Genomic DNA, 18,907 nt, shown 5'->3' on the forward strand with positions numbered 1-18,907 from the left:
CCAGGCCCGATTTTGCCTCTTGACAATGTCCTGCTCATATTAAAAGGAACGTCCCCAGGTGCCGGCTGTTGAGTTGCGGTGGAATAGGGACTGTTTGGCGCCCGAAAGGGCGATTTTAGTCCGTATTTCACCGCAACTTATTTAGAGGGCGCTGAGGTTGGGGGTCCAGCCGATGGTGGGGGTCGCGCCGTCGAGAACCTCGTTGATGGTGGCGGCCATGCCGGCGAGGAGGCTGTTCTCACTTACGGTGAGCGACTCGTAGCTACCGGCGCGCATGAGCTCGCGAACCACCACGGCGCCGGCCAGAATCACGCCCGCGCGCTTGGGCTGCACGCCCGGCAACGCGGCAATGCCTGCAACATCCAACGCAGACATGCGCTCGATAGCGGCCGAAATCTGCTCCATCGAAAGCTCGCGCAGGTGCACAAAGTTCGAGTCGTACGGCTCCAGTTCGTGGACCAGCGCCACGAGCGTGGTAACGGTACCGCCCACCGCGACGAGGCGCTCGGCGCGCTCAAAGTCGACAGGCAGGCCCTCAAAGTAAGCCCCGAACTGCTCGCCCGCCCATACGCCAGCGGCGGCAAGTTCACTGTCCGTTGGCGGCAGCGCCGAGAAAAACCGCTCCGTCACGCGACGGCAACCGATGTCCAGTGAGCGCGTTCCCTCCAGCGCAAAGACGCCACGCTCCGGCGCATAGACGCCCGTCGCGAGCTCCGTGGATCCGCCGCCCGAATCGGCAACAATGATGCGCTCGCCGGCAAAGTCGTGCGCCACGCCAAAAAACGTCAGGCGTGCCTCGACCTCGCCCGGAATCACCTGTGGCTCAAGCCCCAGATCGCGCAGGCCGTCCAGCAGCAGTGCTGCGTTGGACGCATCACGCGCGGCGCTCGTGCAGGTGGTGCAGATGCACGCGGCCCCAAAGCCACGAGCCTCGTCCACAAACATGCGGCACGCAGCGAGCACGCGCTCAACGGCCGCCTCGCAAAAGCAGCCCGTCGCGTCCACGCCCTCACCCAGATCGGTAATCTCGGTATGCTTGGACGATTCCACGATTGCCCCGCCCTCGACCTGGGCCAACACCAGTCGCGACGACACCGTTCCCAGGTCGATCGCGGCCACCTTATAGCGTTTGCAATTTGTCATTGCGAGCTCCCCTCCGGGCGCTATTTGCCGTTGGACACGACCGTCTGACCCTCGACGCCGTTAAACCCAAACAGCATGTCGAGCGCTTGGATGTACCACGGCGCGTCCTTACCGACTTCTTCGATTTCCTTGGCCACTTCGCTGGCCTTCTTGGCGTTTGAGGACTTTTTGCTCGACGAGGCATCCGAATCGTCGTCCAGGCCCTGCACTTCAATCCTCTTCTCGCCGGGCATCACCAGGCCCAGGTCCTCGGATGCCGCGTCCTTGATACCCTCCTCCGAGAGCAGTTTGTCGACGCTTTTTTGCAGGTCGTCGTTATATTGCTCGCGAATCTCGACCTGCTTGGCCAAGATGTCGCTCGAGCGTTTTGCCACATACAGGTCGCGCACGGGGAAATACAGGCTCACAAGCGCCAGGGCGACGACAATGCCAACAAACAGCCCCCGCTGGGGACCGTGGGTAAAGTCGTAGATTGCCTTGACCACCGCGTTATCGTTGGCGTAATGCATGAAGTCCGAGCCCGAAAGACGGTTCGAGGGCCTACTCGGCTTTTCATGCGTTTGAGCCGAGGAACGCTGAGCATGCTCCGAGTGCGCCGGGCGCACCGAACGTAGCGGGCGGTCCGTCGACGTATTCACTTGAGCACGGGAGTGTGAGGCACTTGTCGGTCGCTGCGTGGAGCAGTCGGCACCGGCGTAATCGGACCCGCCGAGCTGCACCGTGCGCGCACGACGAGGTGACGGCTCACGCGAACCGGCGGAATAGTACCTGTTGTCGTAAATCTGATCCATGTGCGCCTTGTGCGGTTGAGGTTTGTTTGCGCTAAGTCTTTTAGTTATAGCACGAGCGCGCGCAACGCCTTCGGCGGCCCTTGCTCGACATAAAAAAGGCGCTGAGCCATATGGCCCAGCGCCCAATGATGCTCAACAGCGCCCGGCGGGAGCGAGGCGAATCCGAGTCAGCCCCGCCCCGCGCACGCCGTTTGCCTAGCGAATGTTGTAGAACGCGGCCTTGCCGGCGAAGCGCGCGCTGCCCTCGAGCTCGTCCTCGATACGGATGAGTTGGTTGTACTTGGCGATACGGTCGCTGCGGCACGGGGCGCCCGACTTAATCTGACCGGCATTAACACCCACGACCAGGTCGGCGATCGTGGAGTCCTCGGTCTCGCCAGAACGGTGGCTCACGATGCAAGCGTAGCCGGCCTCCTTGGCGGTCTCGATAGCCTCCAGCGACTCGGTGAGCGTGCCGATCTGGTTGACCTTGACCAGAATCGCGTTGGCGGCACCCAGCTCGATGCCCTTCTTGAGGCGCTCGGTGTTGGTGACGAACAGGTCGTCGCCTACGAGCTGCACCTTATTGCCAATGCGGCGGGTAAGCTCGACCCAGCCGTCCCAGTCCTCCTCGGCCATGCCGTCCTCGATGGAGATGATGGGATAAGTGTCGACGAGCTTCTCCCAGTAATCGACCATCTGGGCGCTCGTGTACTCAACGCCCTCGCCCTTGAGCTCGTACATACCGGTCTCAGCGTTGTAGAACTCGGTCGAGGCGGGGTCCATGGCGTACATGAAGTCGACGCCGGGCTTAAAGCCGGCCTTCTCCACGGCCTTGGTGATGTACTCGAACGGCTCGGCATTGGTCTTGAGGTTGGGCGCAAAGCCGCCCTCGTCGCCCACGCCGCCGCCCAGGCCGGCCTCGTGCAGCACGCCCTTGAGGGTGTGGTAGACCTCGGCGCACCAACGCAGGCCCTCGGCAAAGCTCGGGGCGCCCACCGGCATGATCATAAACTCCTGGAAGTCAACGTTATTGTCGGCATGCACGCCGCCGTTGAGGATGTTCATCATGGGCGTGGGCAGCAGATGGGCGTTGACGCCGCCCAGGTACTGGTACAGTGACAGGCCCGCCGACTCGGCAGCGGCGCGGGCGACGGCCAGCGACACGCCCAGGATGGCGTTGGCACCGAGCTTGGTCTTGTTGGGGGTACCGTCCGCGGCAATCAGCGCGGCATCGACGGCGCGCTGGTCGAAGGCGTCGAGGCCCACGACGGCGTTAGCGCACTCGTTGTTGACGTGCTCGACGGCCTGCAAAACACCCTTGCCCAGGTAGCGGCCCTTGTCGCCATCGCGCAGCTCGCAGGCCTCAAAGGCTCCGGTCGAAGCACCCGAAGGCACCATTGCGCGGCCAAAGCTGCCGTCCTCGAGCACGACCTCGACCTCGACGGTGGGATTGCCGCGGCTGTCGAGCACCTCGCGACCGTAGACGTCCAAAATATCGCTCATGTTGTCTCCCTCTCACTTGGAAACGGGTTGAATGCTTGGCGACGCGGCTTGCACGCTGTAGAGGCGCGCAGGTTCATAAGTTAGCCATGTCGCACTTTTTGCATTATGCCCTAAGCTAGCCGAGGGATACACTTGATTTTCGAAAAATTTAGCGGAAACGATGAGGCGTGTCAGCCCGTCGTTCCCGCAGTCTTACTCCTCCGCCTTTGCGGCATCCCACAGGTCGTTGAGGCCGTGGGTCGAAAGCTCGGCAAGATCCACGTGAGCATCGGCCGCCATCTGCTCCATCGCGGCCCAGCGACGGCGGAACTTTGCCGTGCTGGCACGAAGGGCGCTCTCGGCGTCAATGCCCTCCTTGCGCGCGACGTTGACCAAAGCAAAGAGCAGGTCGCCAAACTCCATTTCGCGCTCGGGCGAGCCAGGGACCTCGGCCTCAAACTCGGCACGCTCCTCGGCAACCTCGTCCCACACATCCTGGACCGTCTCCCATTCAAAGCCCACGGCAGCCGCCTTGCGCGACACCTTCTGAGCCTGCATCAGCGCCGGCAGATGCGTGGGCACGCCGTCGAGCAGGCCCTCGGGCGCAGCCTCGCCTGCCGCCACGGCCTTGTCCTTGGCAGCCCTCTCGGCAAGCTTGACCTCGTCCCAAATCTTGAGTACCTCGTCGGAGCTGTCGGCATCTACATCGCCAAACACGTGCGGATGACGGCGAATGAGTTTGGCGTCGATATCGCGCGCCACGTCGGCCAGCGTAAACTCGCCGGCATCCGCCGCGATCTGCGCATGCAGCACGACCTGCATGAGCACGTCGCCCAGCTCCTCGCGTAGGTGAACCGCGTCGTCCGCCTCGATGCAGTCGAGTGCCTCGTAGGCCTCCTCGATCATGTTCTTGCCGATGCTGCGGTGTGTCTGTTCGCGATCCCACGGGCAGCCATCGGGCTGACGCAGACGCCAGATGGTCTGCACCAGATGCTGCAGCTCGGCCGACGCGTCTATCAGCGTGGACAGATCGCGCGAGCCCTCGGCATTTTGCTGAGCCATATGCTGCGCCATGGTTATTTCTCCTCCAGGATCACGTGGCGGAACGCACCGCCCTCGTAGATGCCGTAGCTGTGCGTGCCGTCCTTGGGAATGCTCACACTGCCGGGGTTGAAGAGCCACAGGCCCGGGTGCGCGGCACTTTCCTCGTTGACCTTGATGTGCGTATGACCGTAGACGAGCGCGGAGCCCTCGGGCAGCGCGGGCGCGTGGTCGACGCTGTTGTGCATGCCGGCGCCAAAGACATGGCCGTGCGTCAGGAACAGCTCGCGGCCGGTCTCGTCGAACAGCGTGGCGTAGTCGGCCATGACGGGAAAGTCGAGGACCATCTGGTCGACCTCGGCATCGCAGTTGCCGCGTACCGCGATGATGCGGTCGGCCAGGGCGTTGAGCAGCGGGATCACGCGCTTGGGGGCGTAATCGCGCGGCAGGTCGTTGCGCGGACCGTGATAGAGCAGGTCGCCCAGCAGCACGATGCGGTCGGGCTGCTCGGACTCGATGGCGGTGGCCAGGCGCTCGGTCCAGTATGCCGAGCCGTGGATGTCGGAGGCGATGAGGTATTTCATGGTGGTCCTTTCGGTGAGGTTGATGGGGTGGGTGTGGCGCGTCGCCGACCGTGTCACTCAAATTGCAGAGCCGCGGCTTGTGCTGCCTGCATCACGCGCTGGAGCGGCACACCGTGCTCGCAGGCAAGGCGGGCGCAGTCCTCGTACTCGGGCGCTGCACGCTCGCTGCCGTCGGGCAGGGTGGCCACCTTGACGGACACCTCGCCCCATGGCGTCGTCACCTGCTCAAAGCGGCGTGGCAGGCAAACGCGTTCCATGACCTGGCGACGAATGCCGTTGGTCGTGGTTTCCAAGAAGATGATCGTCTGCAGGCGCTCGATATCCCCGTAGGTGCAGATTACCTGCAGCTGCCAGCCGGGGCGGCCTTTCTTGCAATAAACGGGCAGCCAGTGCACCTCGCGCGCACCGGCCTCGCGCAGGCGGTCGGCGGCGTAGGCGAGTACCTCGGGCGACGCATCGTCGATGTCGCATTCCAGCTTGACGATGGTCTCGGGCGCATCGGTCTCGCGAGACAGCGGAGATTTGCTATCGCATGGCATACGGTCCGGCTCCTTTCCGCACGGGCTCGTTTTGTTCATCCAAACGCTAGCACATCGCGGGCGGCGCAGGGGCGGCGTCATGGGATAGGTGCGACTTTTGCTGGGCGCAAGTGCTGGCGCGCTCCAACGCCGGCCCGCTCCACTCAAACGTGTACGTCAGCCTCCAAACATGTCATTTTTTGCAGCTTTTGGAGGCTAATGTACATGTTTTGAAAGCGCAAGCGAGGCCGCACCACGCGCCGCGCACCCTTTCCAATCGATTTCGGCACCCCGCGCGTACGACGCGCCGAGGCTGCGCCATTACAATGGAGCGGATTCGCCAAATGCAAAGGAGCCGCTATGCCTATGTGCCCGCTGGTCGATTGCCATACCCACACCTCGTTTTCGGACGGCCATGCCTCATTTGAGGACAACGTCCGCGCCGCTGTCGCCGCCGGCTGCCGCGCCATGGTCTCGACCGACCATCTCACCCTACCTGCCAGCATGGATGCCAACTGCGAGGTGCAGGTCGTCGAGGGCGACCTGCCGGCACATCGTCTGGCTTTTGAGGACGCTCGCAATCTTGCCGCTCAGATTGCGCCAGAACTCACCTTTATCTACGGTTTCGAATGCGATTGGTACGAGGGCTGCGAGCCTTTGGTTGAGCGCTGGTCCCAGGGCGCCGTCGTGCGCCTGGGCAGTGTGCACTGGATTGGCAACCCAGGCGATATCATGGCCGGTGCCGCGGGTACGGCGGGAACGGAGGACGTCGCTCGTCCCGATACGCCCGATTCGCGCTGCGGCTGGATCGACGATGACACCAACCTGCACGTTTGGGAAAACCTGGGGGTACGCGGCGTGTGGGAGCGCTATGTCGATGACTGGTGCCGCGCCTGCGAGAGCCCGCTCAACTTTGATGTGATGGCTCACCCCGACCTGGTCATGCGCTTTTCGAAGGAAGGCTTTGCGCCCGATTTTGACCCCGCACCGTTTTGGCAGCAGATGGCAGAGTGCGCGCACGATACGGGCCGCCGCGTTGAGGTCTCGACGGCCGCACCGCGCAAGGGCTTGGGCGACTACTACCCCGCAACCGGTCTTTTGCGCTGCTTTGCCCATGCCGAAGTGCCGATCACCTTTGGCTCGGACGCGCACCGCGCCTGCGATATCTGCTGGAACATCCGCGAGGCCCAGGCGCACGCCTACGACTGCGGTTATCGAACCTTCGACATCCCCCACGCCACCGGCGAATGGGAATCCACGCCCCTCGCCTAGCCATCCCTTCATAAGTTGCGGTGAAATAGGGATTGTTTTGCTTGATGAAGCGCTTAAACAGTCCCTATTTCACCGCAACTTCCATGACCCCGTTACACCAACAAAGACTGTCCCAAACGACTAGTGGCGGCGGGCGTTGAGTTCGCCGGCCAGTTCGTCGAGGGTGATGCCGTAGCGCTCGAGCGTCACGAGCAGGTGGTAGATCAGGTCGCCAGCCTCGTAGCGGATGTGATCGTGATCGTTATCCTTGCAGGCCATGATCACCTCGCTCGCCTCCTCGGCAAGCTTCTTGAGCAGCTCGTCCTCGACGTCGGTCAGCAGACGCGCGGTATAGCTCTCCTGCGGCGATGCATCACGACGACCGTGAATCACCTCGGCCAGACTTGTCAGCGTCTCTCCGATATTTCCATCCTGAACGTTTGCGGTGCGCACACCCATAGTTCAATCCTTTCTGGTGGCCGAGCGTCTAATCGAGCGCCCGCCCTACGCGAGTTTCTTAAAGAAGCAGGTACGGTTGCCGGTATGGCAGGCCGGACCCGGCGAGTCGACCTTGACCAGCAGCGTATCGCTATCGCAGTCGGCCCAGAGCTCCTTGACCTCCTGCATATTGCCGCTCGTCGCGCCCTTGTTCCAGAGCTCCTGACGGCTACGGCTCCAAAACCACGTGGTACCGGTCTTGAGCGTCAGCCCCACCGATTCCTCGTTCATCCAAGCAACCATAAGCACCTCGCCGGTGTCATACTGCTGAACCACACAAGGAATCAGCCCCTTGGCGTCGTATGTAAGCTTTGAAGGATCGGCTATCTCTTCCATTTCACTCCCCAAATTCAAACTTCGCAGGTCGGCGAGGGTTGTCCAGGTGCCCGAGATTCCGAGCGACAAGCCCGACGACGTGTACTTAAGTACGCGAGGAGGGTTGGAGCCGGAAGGTCGGGTGCCTGGGCAAGCCGCAGCATTAGAAGTCCAGCCTCACAGGAATACCTTGAGAGGCCATATACTCTTTGACTTCGCGAATGCTGAAGGTTCCAAAGTGAAAGACGCTCGCCGCCAGCACGGCATCGGCCTCGCCCTCAATCACACCCTCGGCAAAATGCTCGAGCGTACCCACACCGCCGCTCGCGATGACGGGAATCGGCACCGCACGCGCCACGGCGCGGGTGAGCGCCAGGTCAAAGCCGGACTTGGTGCCGTCGCGATCCATACTGGTCAGCAAGATCTCGCCGGCGCCGCGACGAGCCGCTTCCTCGGCCCACGCCACCGCGTCGATACCCGTGGCGTTGCGGCCGCCCGCCGTGAAGACCTCCCACTTGTCGGCACCCGGCTCTCCGGGCAAACCGACGCGCTTGGCATCGATCGCCACGACCACGGCCTGACTGCCAAAAGCCGCGGCAGCCTGGCTAATCAGCGACGGGTCACGCACGGCCGCCGAGTTGAGCGACACCTTGTCGGCACCGGCGGCAACCATGGTCCGCATGCCCACCAAGTCGCGAAAGCCGCCGCCCACGGTATAGGGAATGGCGAGCTCCTCGGCCGCATGCGCCGCCATCTCGATGGTCGTCACACGGTTGTCACTCGTCGCGGTAATGTCCAAAAATACGACCTCGTCCGCACCCTCGCGGTCGTAGGCGCGCGCCAGCTCCACCGGATCGCCCGCATCGCGCAAGCTCACAAAGTTGACGCCCTTGACCACACGACCGTCCTTGACGTCCAGGCAGGGAATCACACGTTTGGTAAGCATGGGCTACTCCTCCCCTCGGGCGGCGGCCAGCGCCTGTACCAGCGTAAAGTTGCCCTCGTAGAGCGCGCGACCGGTAATAGCACCTTCAATCGCGCCCTCACCCACTGCGGCCAGCGCGCGGATATCGTCGAGCGTCGAGATGCCGCCCGATGCCACGACGGGAAAGCCCGCGACCTCGGCCACATGGCGATACGCCGCCACATCGATGCCCGTCTGCATGCCATCGCGCGCGATGTCGGTATACACCAGATGTTTAAAGCCCAGCTCGGTGAGCTGCGCCACGGCATCGTCGAGCGCCACGTCCGCGCCGTCGCGCCAGCCATTCACCTTGACCTGGCCGTCGCGAGCGGCGATGTCGGCCACGAGCAGCTCGCCAAAGCCGCGGGCCGCTACCTCGGCAAAACCTGGCTCGGTCACGAGCACCGTGCCCAGCGCAATGCGGCGCGCACCATAGCCGGCCAGCTCGTCGATCCGCGCGAGCGAGCGGACGCCGCCGCCCACGTCCACGGACAGACCGTCGACGCTGCAGATGGCCTTAATCGCTGCCGAGTTGGCAGCGCACGCGTCCTCGTCCTCGCCAAAGGCAGCGGACAGGTCGACGACGTGCACCCAGCTCGCACCCTGCTCGGCAAAGGAGCCGGCAACGGCCACGGGGTCGTCGGAATATACCTTGCAGCGGCTCCGGTCGCCGCGCTCCAGGCGCACGACCTTGCCGCCGATCAAATCGATTGCGGGAAACAGAATCATCGGCCGGCCCCCTCGACGATGCTCACGAAGTTCTTAAGAATGCGCTGACCCAGCGCAGAGGATTTCTCGGGATGGAACTGGCAGCCCCACACGTTGCCGTGGCGCACGATGCACGGGAAGCTCCGCGTGTAGTGCGTGCGTGCCAGAACATCGGCGGCATCGGCATCGTCGGCCACCGCATAGCTGTGGGTGAAGTACATATTGGCGCCCTCGGCAAAACCGGCGAGCAGCGGATCGGCCGCACCGGCAGGCGTCATGTGCACCTGGTCCCACCCCACGTGCGGCACCTTCAGGCGGCTCGACTCCAGACGCGCGCACGAACCGCGCATAATACCCAGGCCATCGACCCAGGGGCCACCGGCCTGCTCGGAGGTGTTGCCGTCGGCAACCGTGCCTTCGTCCGCAGGCACACCCTCGTTGCCGCGCTCAAAAAATAATTGAAGGCCCAGGCAGATGCCGAGCAGCGGAGTTCCGGTGGCAACGGCGTCGAGCACCGCGTCCGCCTCGCCGCTCTCGCGCATAAAGGCGATCGCGTCACAGAACGCGCCCACGCCCGGGATGACCAGGCCGTCGGCGTTGCGAATCTGCTCCTGATCGTCCGACGTGCAGGCGGCGGCGCCGGCGCGCGCAAGCCCGCGCACAACGCTCGACAAGTTGCCCTTGTGGTAGTCGACCACCACAATCTTCGGTTCGCCCACGCGACCCCTCCACTTCTCATCATCCAAAACCACCACAAAGGGGACAGGCACCTTCGTGGTGGTTTTACCCTTGTGACGGTTACAGTGAGCCCTTGGTGCTGGGGATGCCCTGCACGCGGGGATCGAGCTCGCAGGCATGGCGCATCGTGCGGCCCACGGCCTTAAAGGCGGCCTCGATAATGTGATGCGAGTTGCCACCCGCCAGTTCGCGCACGTGCAGCGTGAGCTTGGCATCGCGTGCGAAGGCATAGAAGAACTCAACGGCCAGCTCGGTATCGAAGCTGCCCACGCGCTCGGTCGGCACGGGCAGCTCGCAGTAGGCCTGGCCGCGACCCGAAATGTCCACGGCGGCCATCACGAGCGTCTCGTCCATGGCGATCGCCGCGTCGGCAAAGCGCGTAATACCCGCCTTGTCGCCCAGCGCCTGGCAAAACGCCTCGCCCAACACAATGCCCGTGTCCTCGACGGTGTGATGCGCATCGACCTCGACGTCGCCTACCGCATGTACCGTCAAATCGAACAGGCCATGGCGACCAAAGGCGTTGAGCATGTGGTCGAAAAACGGCACGCCGGTCGAGATATCGCACATACCGGTTCCATCCAGGTCGAGCTTTACGACAATGTCGGTCTCGCCCGTCTTGCGGGTCACCTCGGCATAGCGGTCCATCTACATCTCCTCCTTCACCAGCGCGGCAAACGCGGCCAGCACCTCGTTGTTTTCCTGCGGGGTGCCCACGGTAATGCGCAGGCAGTCCGCGAGCCCCGGCGCGTAGCTAAAGTCGCGCACCAAAATTGAATACTCGTCGCGCAGGCGCTCGCGCACGTGCGTGGCATGCGGCGTGCGCACGAGCACAAAGTTCGCCGCGCTCGGCCACGCCTCCACGGGCAGACCCTCGGCAGCCATTGCGTGCAGGGCACACAGTTCGCGCTCGCGCTCGGATGCAACCTGTGCCACCACGGGTGCGTACGCATCGCGGGCACGCACGCAGGCAAGCGCGGCGGCCTGACTCAGCACGTTAACCGAGTAGATCTGACGAATCGCCGCGAACACGTCGATGACATCGGGAGCCGCGATCACGTAGCCCAGACGCGTGCCGGCGGCGCCAAACGCCTTGGACAGCGTATGCAGAATCACCAGGTTTGGATGCTCGGCGATAAGGTCTTGCGCCGTGGTGACCGCGCCAAACGAATCGTCGGCAAACTCAACGTAGGCCTCGTCGACCATGACCATGCCGGGGCACGCATCGCACAGGGCCGCGACAAAGTCGAGCGGCGTCACATCGCCCGTGGGGTTATTGGGCGAGGTCACGATCGCCAGATTGCACTCGGGCGCCGCTGCGAGCACAGCCGCTTGGTCGAGCTCAAAGGTCGCCGGGTCGCGCCACACATCGCGCACCTCGGTCTGACAAAGCGACGCAAAGAACGCATACTCACTAAAGCACGGCGGGCAGTTGAGCAGGGTCCGTCCCGCGCCGCCAAACGCCAGCAAGTAGTTATAGAGCAGCTCGTCGCCGCCGTTTCCCACGCAAATATTCTCACGTGCCACGCCATGCCAAGCGACAAGCTCGTCGCGCAGGTCGTTGGACATGGGATCGGGATAGCGGTTGAGCGGTGTGGCAGCCAAGGCCGCGTCGATCGCCTCGCGCACGCCGGCCGGCACGGGATAGGTGTTCTCGTTGGCCGAAAGGTTGATGCGCGTGGGCGTAAAGTTGGGGTCATAGGGCTCGATGCCGGCCAAGTAGGGCTGGACGAGCTCCTTCATGCGAGGCGTCAGCTCGGCCATGTTAGGCCTCCTCGCCGGTCGCGCCGGCGCCATCCGAGCCTGCAGCCGCCAGGTCCACACCCTCGGCGACCGTCGCCACAGCGTCGCCCGGCCAGGCGACCTTGGTCAGGTCGGCCGCAGCCAGCGACTCGGCACTCACGGCATCCTCACCCTGCTCCAGCACGCGACGACGCAGGGCAGCAGAGAGCGCGTGCGCCCACAGGCCCTCGGCCTCGGCCAGACGCTGTGTGGCGGGAGCGTCGGAGAGCAGGCCCTCGGGCGTATAGCAAATGACACTCGAGCGCTTAACGAACTCTTCGACCGAAAGCGGATTGGAGAACATGGCCGTGCCGCCGGTCGGCAGCGTGTGGTTGGGGCCGGCAACATAATCGCCAAGCGGTTCGGAGCTCCAAGCGCCCACAAAGATGGCGCCGGCGTTGCGAATGCCGCCGAGCAAGCCCATCGCATCCTTGCAGTGCAGCTCCAAGTGCTCGGGCGCCACGGTGTTCACGGCCTCGACGGCGGCAGCCATATCGGCGGCCACCACGATGGTTCCTTCGTTATCGAGCGAGGTGCGCGTGATCTCGGCACGCGGGGACTGCGCCACCAGGATGTCGATGCCGGCCTCGACCTCGCGCGCAAACTGCTCGTCGCAAGTCACCAGATAGCAGGCCGCCAGCGGATCGTGCTCGGCCTGGGCCATCAGGTCTGCCGCGACCACCATAGGCTTGGCCGTGGCGTCGGCCAGCACGCAGACCTCGGAGGGACCGGCAACCATATCGATACCCACATCGCCCGAGACAATCTGCTTGGCCGCGGCGACAAAAGCGTTGCCCGGTCCGGTAATTTTGTCGACGCGCGGAATGGTCTCGGTACCATACGCAAGTGCGGCCACGGCCTGAGCGCCGCCCACCATATAGATCTCGTCCACGCCGCCGAGCTTTGCCGCGGCGAGCGTGTAGGGACTGATCAGGCCGTCTTTTTGCGGCGGGGTCACCATAACCACGCGCTTGACGCCGGCGACCTTGGCGGGAATGGCGTTCATGAGCACGGTGGAAGGATACTGTGCACGACCGCCCGGCACGTAAATGCCGGCAGCGGCAAGCGGGGTCACCTTAACGCCGAGCATCGTGCCGTCCGGGCGCGTGGTAAACCAGCTCTGCTCGACCTCGCGCTGGTGGAACTCACGAATCTGGCGCGCGGCCTTCTCGAGCGCGGCGACAAAGGCCGAGTCGAGGCCTTCGAGCGCGACATCGATCTGCTCTTGCGGCAGGCGGAAGCTCTGCAGCTCGACACCGTCAAAACGCTGACAGTAATCGCGCACCGCGGCATCGCCGTTGGCACGCACGTTGGCCACGATATCGCGGGCGGCGTCGACGATGTTTTGCGGCAGCACGCCCTTGCGGTTGAGCTGGTTGGTAACGAGGCGCTCACCGGGAGCAAGCTTGATGGTCTTCATATCGGTATCCCCTATCGGTCGAGGTTGTGTTCGAAAAACGAGAGGCCGGGCGGCGGCGCCAATCGGCCCGCAGCCCGTACGTCGGGGCGCCCGTGCGCGCTCGCGCTATTGTGCCGAGCCCGCGACGGGCTCAAAATGCTTGTCCTTAACGGCCGCGGCCAGGCGATCTGCCAGATTGCGTACGCGCGGATCAAGGCGCGCAGCACCCGGATTGACAAAGAAGCGGGCCGTGCAGTCCATGATGCGACCAGTGATGACCAAGTCGTTGTCGCGCAGCGTGGCACCCGTGGCGGTGATGTCCACGATACGGTCGGTCATACCGACGATGGGGCCCAGCTCGATGTTGCCGTGCAGCGAAACGATGTCGGCGTTCACGCCGCGCTCGGCATACCAGGCGCTCGCGATGCGCGGATACTTGGTGGCCACGCGAAGAGAGCCGCGACGGACATAGTTGCGCTCGGCCTGACCAGCGCGCCACGCGGGCTCCGCCTCAATGAAAGTGCACAGGCCGTAACCCAGGTCGACCAGCTGCAGCAGGTTGAGGTCTGCCTCAATGAGCGAGTCCCAACCGCAGATGCCGCAATCGGCACCACCGCAGCCCACAAAGGCAGGCGCGTCGCTGGGACGCACGATGACAAACTCGATATCGCCGACCGCGCCCTCGCCGGCACGCGTGTCGCGGCCGCGCACGATCAGGTGACGGCCGGGGTCGCGCAGCTCAGAGACGTCCAAACCCGCGGTCTCGAGCACGTCGAGCGTGTCGGCCTTAAGCGAGCCCTTGGGCACAGCGATGCGCAGCGGGCCCTCGGCGCCACGGCCCGCGGCGTGATCGCCGTCGGAAGCGGCATCCTCGGCCGAGGTGCGCGCGGCCTCCAGACGCTCGAGCGAAAAGGCGAAGCCCGCCGCCGGCACCTCGATGCCGTCGCCGAACGCGCCGGTAAAGATAGAGTCGTAGCGACCGCCCGAGCCCACCGGATCGGGCAGGCCACCGGCATAGGCCTTAAAGACCAAGCCCGTGTAGTAATCGAAAGAATTCATGATGGAGAAGTCGAAGGACAGCACCTGAGCATCCTCGGGAGACAGACCCTCAACCAGAGCACGCAGTTCGCGCGTGAGCGGCGCGACGATGCCGGCCGCCGCCAACAGTGCGTCAACGCGGTCGAGCACCTCAGCGCCGCCATGCAGGCGCGGCAGCTCGCTAATGGCGGCCTTCACGGCCTCGGGCTCGTTGCTTTCCGCCACGCGGGCGTCGAGGCCCACAAAGTCGTTGGCGTGCACGCAACGCAGCGCCTCGGCAGCCAGCTCGCGATCTTCGCATGCCGCGAGCAAGTCCTTAAACGGACGCACGCTACCTGCGATAATACGCGCATCGGGCAGTGCCAGCTTGCGCACGGCCTCGGCGACCAGCGAGACAATCTCCACGTCGCCCGCGGTATCGCCCGCACCGATGAGCTCAAAGCCCAACTGCGTAAACTGACGCGAACCGCCGGCATTGCGCTGGCACTCACGAACCACCGGTGCCTCATAGCGCAGACGCAGCGGCAAATCGGCCGCACGCATGCGGGTCGAAACCAGGCGCACGATCGGCAGCGTGTTATCGGGGCGAACCACCAGCAGGCGACCATCGTCGTCAAAGAGCTTGAACGGCGTATCCGCGATGCGGCCGCCCTCCTCAAGCGAACCCTTGTCCTCGAGCAGCGGTGTCTCAACCGGCAGATAATGATGCTCCCTAAAGCAGCCCTTCACCGTCAGCGCAATCTCCTCGCGCGCCTGAGCCTCCTCGGGCAAAATGTCCCGGAATCCCCACGGTGTGGCCGTCATCTGGTGAGCCTCCTCATGCTGTGTTGCATACAGAACAAACGACCGGCATAGCTCCGCCGGTCTTTTGGGTACTTTAGCATACTAGAGTGCTTGCGGGGAAAATCCATCGCAGCGGCTCACGCCGTATTCATTTGGAAACATAGGGCAGATCGCCGCAACCCAAACCCGCCTAGGCGCCAATCGCACGACGATACTCTGCCATTACCTGCGCATCGGCAGCTGCGGGGTCGGCGAAATAGCGCCCGTCATAGGTCTCGGCCGAAACAACTCCGCGATAGCCGCGCGCCACCAGCCTATCCAGGTCGGCGCGCATATCGCGGTCGCCGTCACCCCAGGCAAGATGCGTCGTGCCATCTGCCGCAACATCGACAAAATGCACGTGGGCGACATCATCGCCAAGCAGATCGAAATAATCGTCGATGGTATCCCCCGCCACCGCCATGGCGCCCAAATCCAGACACGCCTTAAGTGCCGGATGATCAACTGCCTCGATCATGCGCTTCGTGTCGGCCGCCGAGTTCACGATCATCGACTCAACCGGCTGTAGGGCCTCGAGCACCAGTCGCACGCCGCGCTCTCCCGCATGCTCGGCAATCGCACGCAGCATCGAGGCGCTGCGACCCCACGCGTCCTCGATCGGCTCGTTCAAAAATGCCCAGCCGCTCGAGACCATGACCTGCCCGGCTCCAAGTTCCGCCGCGATATCCACAACGTTCTTAAAGTACGCGAGCGTGCGGGCACGCGCCTCATTCCCACGCGCCGCGATATTCCACGGCTTGGGGTTGTTCTGTTCGGGACAAAGCCCCACAATCCGAACCCCATACCGCTGCGACAGCTCCCGCACCTGCTCGAGCGAATCGTATCCATGGCAATCGACATACAGATGCATCGCCCCGGTCCAAAGCTCGCAACACGTGTAGCCCGAGGCCGCTGCCGAAGAAAAGAATTCCTCAAGGTCAAAATAACGATGGCTGATATTCATGACGGCAAGCTGCGGATACTCCATCTTGTCCACCTTTCGGCAAAAGGGCGCCGCAGCACAGTGTGCGCGACGCCCCCTCTTACATTATTCTCATTATGACGGATGCCCTACTGAACACCAAGCACTCCAAAGAACGCGCCGGCGATACTCACGAGCAGGATCACGAGCATGATGACCAGCGGATTCATCTTCTTCTTGAGCATGAGATAGACGATTCCAAACAGCCCCATCGTGACAAAGCCCGGGAAGATTCCGTTGAGCAGCTCGGCCAGCGTCTGAGCACCATCGCCCGCGCCGACCATGAGCGGAATGTCCACGGTGACCATCTCCATGGTCATAGCGCCGATCACCATGGCGCCCATGATAGAGGCCATCTTGACGATCGTGTCCATAATGCCCGATTCCTGGACCTTGCTGATCATGTCCGAGCCAAAGCGATATCCCACAAACGTCAGCAGGTAACGGATGATGTAGTGGGGGACGTTGAACACGAGCAGGAACAAAATCGGGCCAAGAATAGAGCCCTGCAGCGCCAGCGACGTGCCGACACCCGTTGCCAAAATTCGCAGCGTGCCCCAGTAGAAGGCATCGCCCACGCCGGACAGCGGTCCCATCAAAGCAAGCTTGACATTAGAGATCGCGCTCGTGTCAAAGTTATCTTCGGTGGCGTTGACTTCTTCCATTGCGGCAGCAATAGACATGGGGAGCGTCGAGATGTACGGCGTGACGTTATAGAGCTCCATATGGCGCTTGAGTGCGGCCTTAAAGTCTGCATCCTGCGGATACAGCTTGCGAAGGATCGGCATAAGGGCCCACATAAAGCCGATATGGCCCATACGCTCGTAGTTCCAGGAGTGCTCATAGGGAATCGAGCGCCAGAACAGCTTCTTAAGATCTGCGCGGGTAATCAACCCGTCGTAGGAAGACTCAAACTTAAAACTCATCGAACCCACTCCCAATCGCAGGATCCTCGGTTGCCACTGCGGGCTGCTCCGCCTTTTTCTTCTCGCCCAAAACCGTCATCGCGACGACGATGATCGCGGCAAAGATCGCCACGCCCGTCGTGCTAATGCCAAAGTAGGCGACGAGGAAGAAACCAGCGAAGAAGAACGGCGCCACCGTTTTGTTCATAATCATCTGCGCCAGCATCGCAAAGCCGAGTGCGGGCAAGAAGGCGGCGGCAACATCCATGCCGGTCTGAACGAAATCGGGAATAATGTTGAGCAGGCTGGCAACGGCATCGGCGCCAAAGAAGAATGCCAGGGGAATAATCAGCAGGCCGCACCAGCTCTGCGCGTAACCGGCGATGAGCATGTTGCGCGTGATGGCCTTGGTGTCTCCGTCCTCGACGTTTTTGTCGATACGGTGCACCAGCAGCAGCATCACCGGCTGGCCCAGGGCGGTATCGAGCGCCAGGACGATCGTTGCGATAGGAATGCCCAGGGTCAGGGCCGCCGAAGCGTCCGCGCCGGCCTGCATGGCAAGAGATACGCCCAGGATAGTGCCGGAAATCGTATCGGGCGGGTTATAGGCGCCGACCGAGATGGCGCCGACCATGGCAAGCTCCATCGTGGCGCCCATGATCGTGCCGGTCACCATGTCGCCCATGACAAGGCCAACCAGAGGTCCGAGCACGATCGGGCGCTGGAGGTAGCTCGTGCCCGTCAGCCACTCGGAATAACCCAAAAGGGCAATCAGGAAAATCAGGATTGTCTTGATAACCATGATGGCCCCTAACCGATGACCTTCGCGGCGTCAGTCTTCGCATCTGCCGGAATCATCTGAATGAACAGCTCATAGCCCTCGCCGAGCAGCTCTTTGACGTATGCCTCGTTTTCGGGCGTGAGAAATACGCTGGTCGAGACCTGGCGGGCGTCCTCGCTAAAGGCAACATTGCCGAGGTTGATCTTCTTGATCCCCATCGCCTTGGCGACGGCACCGGCCTGCTGGATCGTCTCGCAAACCACGAAGAGCTTGTACTTGTCGGTCACACCGCTCTGGAGCGCCTTGACGGCGTCCTCGGTGTTTTTGACAACGACCTTGCAGCCCTCCGGCTTTGCAAGGGATAGAGCTTGCAGGCGAAGCTTGTCATTGAGGACCGTGTCGCTCACCAGCAGGATGCAGTCGGCACCCAGAGCCGAGGTCCAGCTAACGGCAACCTGGCCGTGAAGCAGTCGATAATCTACACGAATCATCTGAATCATGATGTGCTCCCTAGTGGTTAAAACTCATCGAGTTCGGCCTGCCCCAGCAAGTCGTTGACGTACTTGACCTTGGTGTCGTCCGCCTCGACGATCTGGCGAATGGCCTCATCGATCGGGGTGGATTCGGGCACGAACAGCAGCTGAATAAGGAGCGGCAGGTTCATATTGGTCACGAGGTGCGTGTTGGGACGCGTCTGGACGATCTTGGTGAACTCGTTGTTGACACTGCCGCCAAAGAGGTCGGTGCAAACGACGACCTCATCGTCCGCCGCAAAGCCGTTCAGAATCGCTGCGGCCTCCTTGGTCAGGTCCTCGTTTCCGTCGACATACATAGAGAGCGCATGGACGTTTTCGCGCTCGCCGGAAAGCAGGCCGATGCTCTCGACGATTCCGGACGCAAAATGAGCATGGGACGCCACGATAAACTGCCTCATTCGATTCCCCTTTCTTGCGAATTTCGGCATAAAAATGCCCGGACGCATGCGCCCGGGCAGGGTGCTTCTTGATCAGTAGCTTATTTGTCACCGATTAGTAGTCGAACTGGTGATAGTAACGACGGTAGTTGAGGTTGTGCTTGGTGACCGTCTCGTAGTAAGCGGCAAGGCGATCGGTAATCAGCGAGGAGAGGATCCACGGAGACACGATGACGCGGAACTCGTCGTCAAGGCCGGGGATCGCGAACT

Annotated in this window: 21 protein-coding genes; 1 reads left to right on the forward strand and 20 read right to left on the reverse strand. The window is 62.8% G+C overall.

Translation table 11 applies throughout. The annotated features are described in order from the left end of the window. Positions 1-141: 141 nt before the first annotated feature. The 6 genes from I2D41_RS02560 to larC2 all read right to left on the reverse strand — a co-directional run bounded on the left by I2D41_RS02560 (position 142) and on the right by larC2 (position 5,562). Positions 142-1,143, reverse strand: coding sequence for a Ppx/GppA phosphatase family protein (locus I2D41_RS02560; RefSeq protein WP_195363439.1), 1,002 nt, complete (start codon positions 1,141-1,143; stop codon positions 142-144). 20 nt (positions 1,144-1,163) lie between these two features. Next, positions 1,164-1,934, reverse strand: a complete 771-nt coding sequence (locus I2D41_RS09990) for a hypothetical protein (RefSeq protein WP_229042062.1) — start codon at positions 1,932-1,934, stop codon at positions 1,164-1,166. 195 nt (positions 1,935-2,129) lie between these two features. Next, the gene (gene eno, locus I2D41_RS02570) at positions 2,130-3,419 is read right to left on the reverse strand and encodes a phosphopyruvate hydratase (protein ID WP_195363440.1); all 1,290 of its coding nucleotides are present in this window, start codon (positions 3,417-3,419) and stop codon (positions 2,130-2,132) included. 192 nt (positions 3,420-3,611) lie between these two features. Beyond that, positions 3,612-4,472, reverse strand: coding sequence for a nucleoside triphosphate pyrophosphohydrolase (mazG, locus tag I2D41_RS02575; protein ID WP_195363441.1), 861 nt, complete (start codon positions 4,470-4,472; stop codon positions 3,612-3,614). Positions 4,473-4,474: 2 nt separating this feature from the next. After that, complete coding sequence (gene yfcE / locus I2D41_RS02580) at positions 4,475-5,023, reverse strand: phosphodiesterase (RefSeq protein ID WP_195363442.1); 549 nt, start codon at positions 5,021-5,023, stop codon at positions 4,475-4,477. Between the two features lie 53 nt (positions 5,024-5,076). Next, on the reverse strand, positions 5,077-5,562 hold the full coding sequence (gene larC2, locus I2D41_RS02585; RefSeq protein WP_229042063.1) for a nickel pincer cofactor biosynthesis protein LarC2: 486 nt from the start codon (positions 5,560-5,562) through the stop codon (positions 5,077-5,079). 339 nt (positions 5,563-5,901) lie between these two features. Between larC2 and I2D41_RS02590 the strand changes: the two genes are divergently transcribed. Continuing rightward, complete coding sequence (locus I2D41_RS02590; RefSeq protein WP_055310385.1) at positions 5,902-6,813, forward strand: PHP domain-containing protein; 912 nt, start codon at positions 5,902-5,904, stop codon at positions 6,811-6,813. A gap of 120 nt (positions 6,814-6,933) precedes the next feature. Here I2D41_RS02590 and hisE read toward each other — a convergent pair whose 3' ends face one another. From hisE to I2D41_RS02660, 14 genes are all read right to left on the reverse strand, one after another. Continuing rightward, positions 6,934-7,251, reverse strand: a complete 318-nt coding sequence (hisE, locus tag I2D41_RS02595) for a phosphoribosyl-ATP diphosphatase (RefSeq protein WP_195363443.1) — start codon at positions 7,249-7,251, stop codon at positions 6,934-6,936. Positions 7,252-7,296: 45 nt separating this feature from the next. Further along, positions 7,297-7,626: a phosphoribosyl-AMP cyclohydrolase gene (gene hisI, locus I2D41_RS02600; RefSeq protein WP_195363444.1), complete on the reverse strand. Its 330-nt coding sequence runs from the start codon at positions 7,624-7,626 to the stop codon at positions 7,297-7,299. A gap of 142 nt (positions 7,627-7,768) precedes the next feature. After that, on the reverse strand, positions 7,769-8,551 hold the full coding sequence (gene hisF, locus I2D41_RS02605; protein WP_195363445.1) for an imidazole glycerol phosphate synthase subunit HisF: 783 nt from the start codon (positions 8,549-8,551) through the stop codon (positions 7,769-7,771). A 3-nt stretch (positions 8,552-8,554) separates the two neighbouring features. Then, on the reverse strand, positions 8,555-9,298 hold the full coding sequence (locus I2D41_RS02610) for a 1-(5-phosphoribosyl)-5-[(5-phosphoribosylamino)methylideneamino]imidazole-4-carboxamide isomerase (RefSeq protein WP_195363446.1): 744 nt from the start codon (positions 9,296-9,298) through the stop codon (positions 8,555-8,557). Then, positions 9,295-9,996, reverse strand: coding sequence for an imidazole glycerol phosphate synthase subunit HisH (locus I2D41_RS02615; RefSeq protein WP_271741630.1), 702 nt, complete (start codon positions 9,994-9,996; stop codon positions 9,295-9,297). Before I2D41_RS02615 ends, I2D41_RS02610 begins: the two co-directional genes overlap by 4 nt. Positions 9,997-10,075: 79 nt before the next feature. Further along, the gene (hisB, locus tag I2D41_RS02620; RefSeq protein WP_195363448.1) at positions 10,076-10,663 is read right to left on the reverse strand and encodes an imidazoleglycerol-phosphate dehydratase HisB; all 588 of its coding nucleotides are present in this window, start codon (positions 10,661-10,663) and stop codon (positions 10,076-10,078) included. Then, a complete protein-coding gene (hisC, locus tag I2D41_RS02625) occupies positions 10,664-11,779 on the reverse strand; it encodes a histidinol-phosphate transaminase (protein WP_195363449.1) in 1,116 nt (371 codons plus the stop codon). A 1-nt stretch (position 11,780) separates the two neighbouring features. Beyond that, the gene (hisD, locus tag I2D41_RS02630) at positions 11,781-13,217 is read right to left on the reverse strand and encodes a histidinol dehydrogenase (RefSeq protein ID WP_195363450.1); all 1,437 of its coding nucleotides are present in this window, start codon (positions 13,215-13,217) and stop codon (positions 11,781-11,783) included. Positions 13,218-13,322: 105 nt separating this feature from the next. Next, positions 13,323-15,038 (reverse strand): ATP phosphoribosyltransferase, encoded by a 1,716-nt coding sequence (gene hisG / locus I2D41_RS02635; protein ID WP_195363451.1) that lies wholly within the window; start codon positions 15,036-15,038, stop codon positions 13,323-13,325. A gap of 169 nt (positions 15,039-15,207) precedes the next feature. Then, positions 15,208-16,044, reverse strand: coding sequence for a sugar phosphate isomerase/epimerase family protein (locus tag I2D41_RS02640; protein WP_195363452.1), 837 nt, complete (start codon positions 16,042-16,044; stop codon positions 15,208-15,210). Between the two features lie 83 nt (positions 16,045-16,127). Continuing rightward, entirely contained in the window at positions 16,128-16,964 is an 837-nt protein-coding gene (locus I2D41_RS02645; RefSeq protein ID WP_195363453.1) for a PTS system mannose/fructose/sorbose family transporter subunit IID, read from the reverse strand. Next, positions 16,954-17,745: a PTS mannose/fructose/sorbose/N-acetylgalactosamine transporter subunit IIC gene (locus I2D41_RS02650; RefSeq protein ID WP_117640903.1), complete on the reverse strand. Its 792-nt coding sequence runs from the start codon at positions 17,743-17,745 to the stop codon at positions 16,954-16,956. The genes I2D41_RS02645 and I2D41_RS02650 overlap by 11 nt, the downstream gene beginning before the upstream one ends. Before the next feature lie 8 nt (positions 17,746-17,753). After that, on the reverse strand, positions 17,754-18,224 hold the full coding sequence (locus tag I2D41_RS02655; RefSeq protein ID WP_195363454.1) for a PTS sugar transporter subunit IIB: 471 nt from the start codon (positions 18,222-18,224) through the stop codon (positions 17,754-17,756). A gap of 17 nt (positions 18,225-18,241) precedes the next feature. After that, complete coding sequence (locus I2D41_RS02660) at positions 18,242-18,658, reverse strand: PTS sugar transporter subunit IIA (RefSeq protein WP_138341431.1); 417 nt, start codon at positions 18,656-18,658, stop codon at positions 18,242-18,244. Positions 18,659-18,907: the final 249 nt, after the last annotated feature.

It is taken from the genome of Collinsella aerofaciens (assembly GCF_015552075.1).
Taxonomy (GTDB): Bacteria; Actinomycetota; Coriobacteriia; order Coriobacteriales; family Coriobacteriaceae; genus Collinsella; species Collinsella aerofaciens_Y.

Excerpts from the sequence above, each read along its gene's own strand:
- I2D41_RS02560 (WP_195363439.1), bottom strand. The coding sequence starts at position 1,143 with ATGACAAATTGCAAACGCTATAAGGTGGCCGCGATCGACCTGGGAACG.
- I2D41_RS09990 (WP_229042062.1), bottom strand. The coding sequence starts at position 1,934 with ATGGATCAGATTTACGACAACAGGTACTATTCCGCCGGTTCGCGTGAG.
- eno (WP_195363440.1), bottom strand. The coding sequence starts at position 3,419 with ATGAGCGATATTTTGGACGTCTACGGTCGCGAGGTGCTCGACAGCCGC.
- mazG (WP_195363441.1), bottom strand. The coding sequence starts at position 4,472 with ATGGCGCAGCATATGGCTCAGCAAAATGCCGAGGGCTCGCGCGATCTG.
- yfcE (WP_195363442.1), bottom strand. The coding sequence starts at position 5,023 with ATGAAATACCTCATCGCCTCCGACATCCACGGCTCGGCATACTGGACC.
- larC2 (WP_229042063.1), bottom strand. The coding sequence starts at position 5,562 with ATGCCATGCGATAGCAAATCTCCGCTGTCTCGCGAGACCGATGCGCCC.
- I2D41_RS02590 (WP_055310385.1), top strand. The coding sequence starts at position 5,902 with ATGCCTATGTGCCCGCTGGTCGATTGCCATACCCACACCTCGTTTTCG.
- hisE (WP_195363443.1), bottom strand. The coding sequence starts at position 7,251 with ATGGGTGTGCGCACCGCAAACGTTCAGGATGGAAATATCGGAGAGACG.
- hisI (WP_195363444.1), bottom strand. The coding sequence starts at position 7,626 with ATGGAAGAGATAGCCGATCCTTCAAAGCTTACATACGACGCCAAGGGG.
- hisF (WP_195363445.1), bottom strand. The coding sequence starts at position 8,551 with ATGCTTACCAAACGTGTGATTCCCTGCCTGGACGTCAAGGACGGTCGT.
- I2D41_RS02610 (WP_195363446.1), bottom strand. The coding sequence starts at position 9,298 with ATGATTCTGTTTCCCGCAATCGATTTGATCGGCGGCAAGGTCGTGCGC.
- hisB (WP_195363448.1), bottom strand. The coding sequence starts at position 10,663 with ATGGACCGCTATGCCGAGGTGACCCGCAAGACGGGCGAGACCGACATT.
- hisC (WP_195363449.1), bottom strand. The coding sequence starts at position 11,779 with ATGGCCGAGCTGACGCCTCGCATGAAGGAGCTCGTCCAGCCCTACTTG.
- hisD (WP_195363450.1), bottom strand. The coding sequence starts at position 13,217 with ATGAAGACCATCAAGCTTGCTCCCGGTGAGCGCCTCGTTACCAACCAG.
- hisG (WP_195363451.1), bottom strand. The coding sequence starts at position 15,038 with ATGACGGCCACACCGTGGGGATTCCGGGACATTTTGCCCGAGGAGGCT.
- I2D41_RS02640 (WP_195363452.1), bottom strand. The coding sequence starts at position 16,044 with ATGGAGTATCCGCAGCTTGCCGTCATGAATATCAGCCATCGTTATTTT.
- I2D41_RS02645 (WP_195363453.1), bottom strand. The coding sequence starts at position 16,964 with ATGAGTTTTAAGTTTGAGTCTTCCTACGACGGGTTGATTACCCGCGCA.
- I2D41_RS02650 (WP_117640903.1), bottom strand. The coding sequence starts at position 17,745 with ATGGTTATCAAGACAATCCTGATTTTCCTGATTGCCCTTTTGGGTTAT.
- I2D41_RS02655 (WP_195363454.1), bottom strand. The coding sequence starts at position 18,224 with ATGATTCAGATGATTCGTGTAGATTATCGACTGCTTCACGGCCAGGTT.
- I2D41_RS02660 (WP_138341431.1), bottom strand. The coding sequence starts at position 18,658 with ATGAGGCAGTTTATCGTGGCGTCCCATGCTCATTTTGCGTCCGGAATC.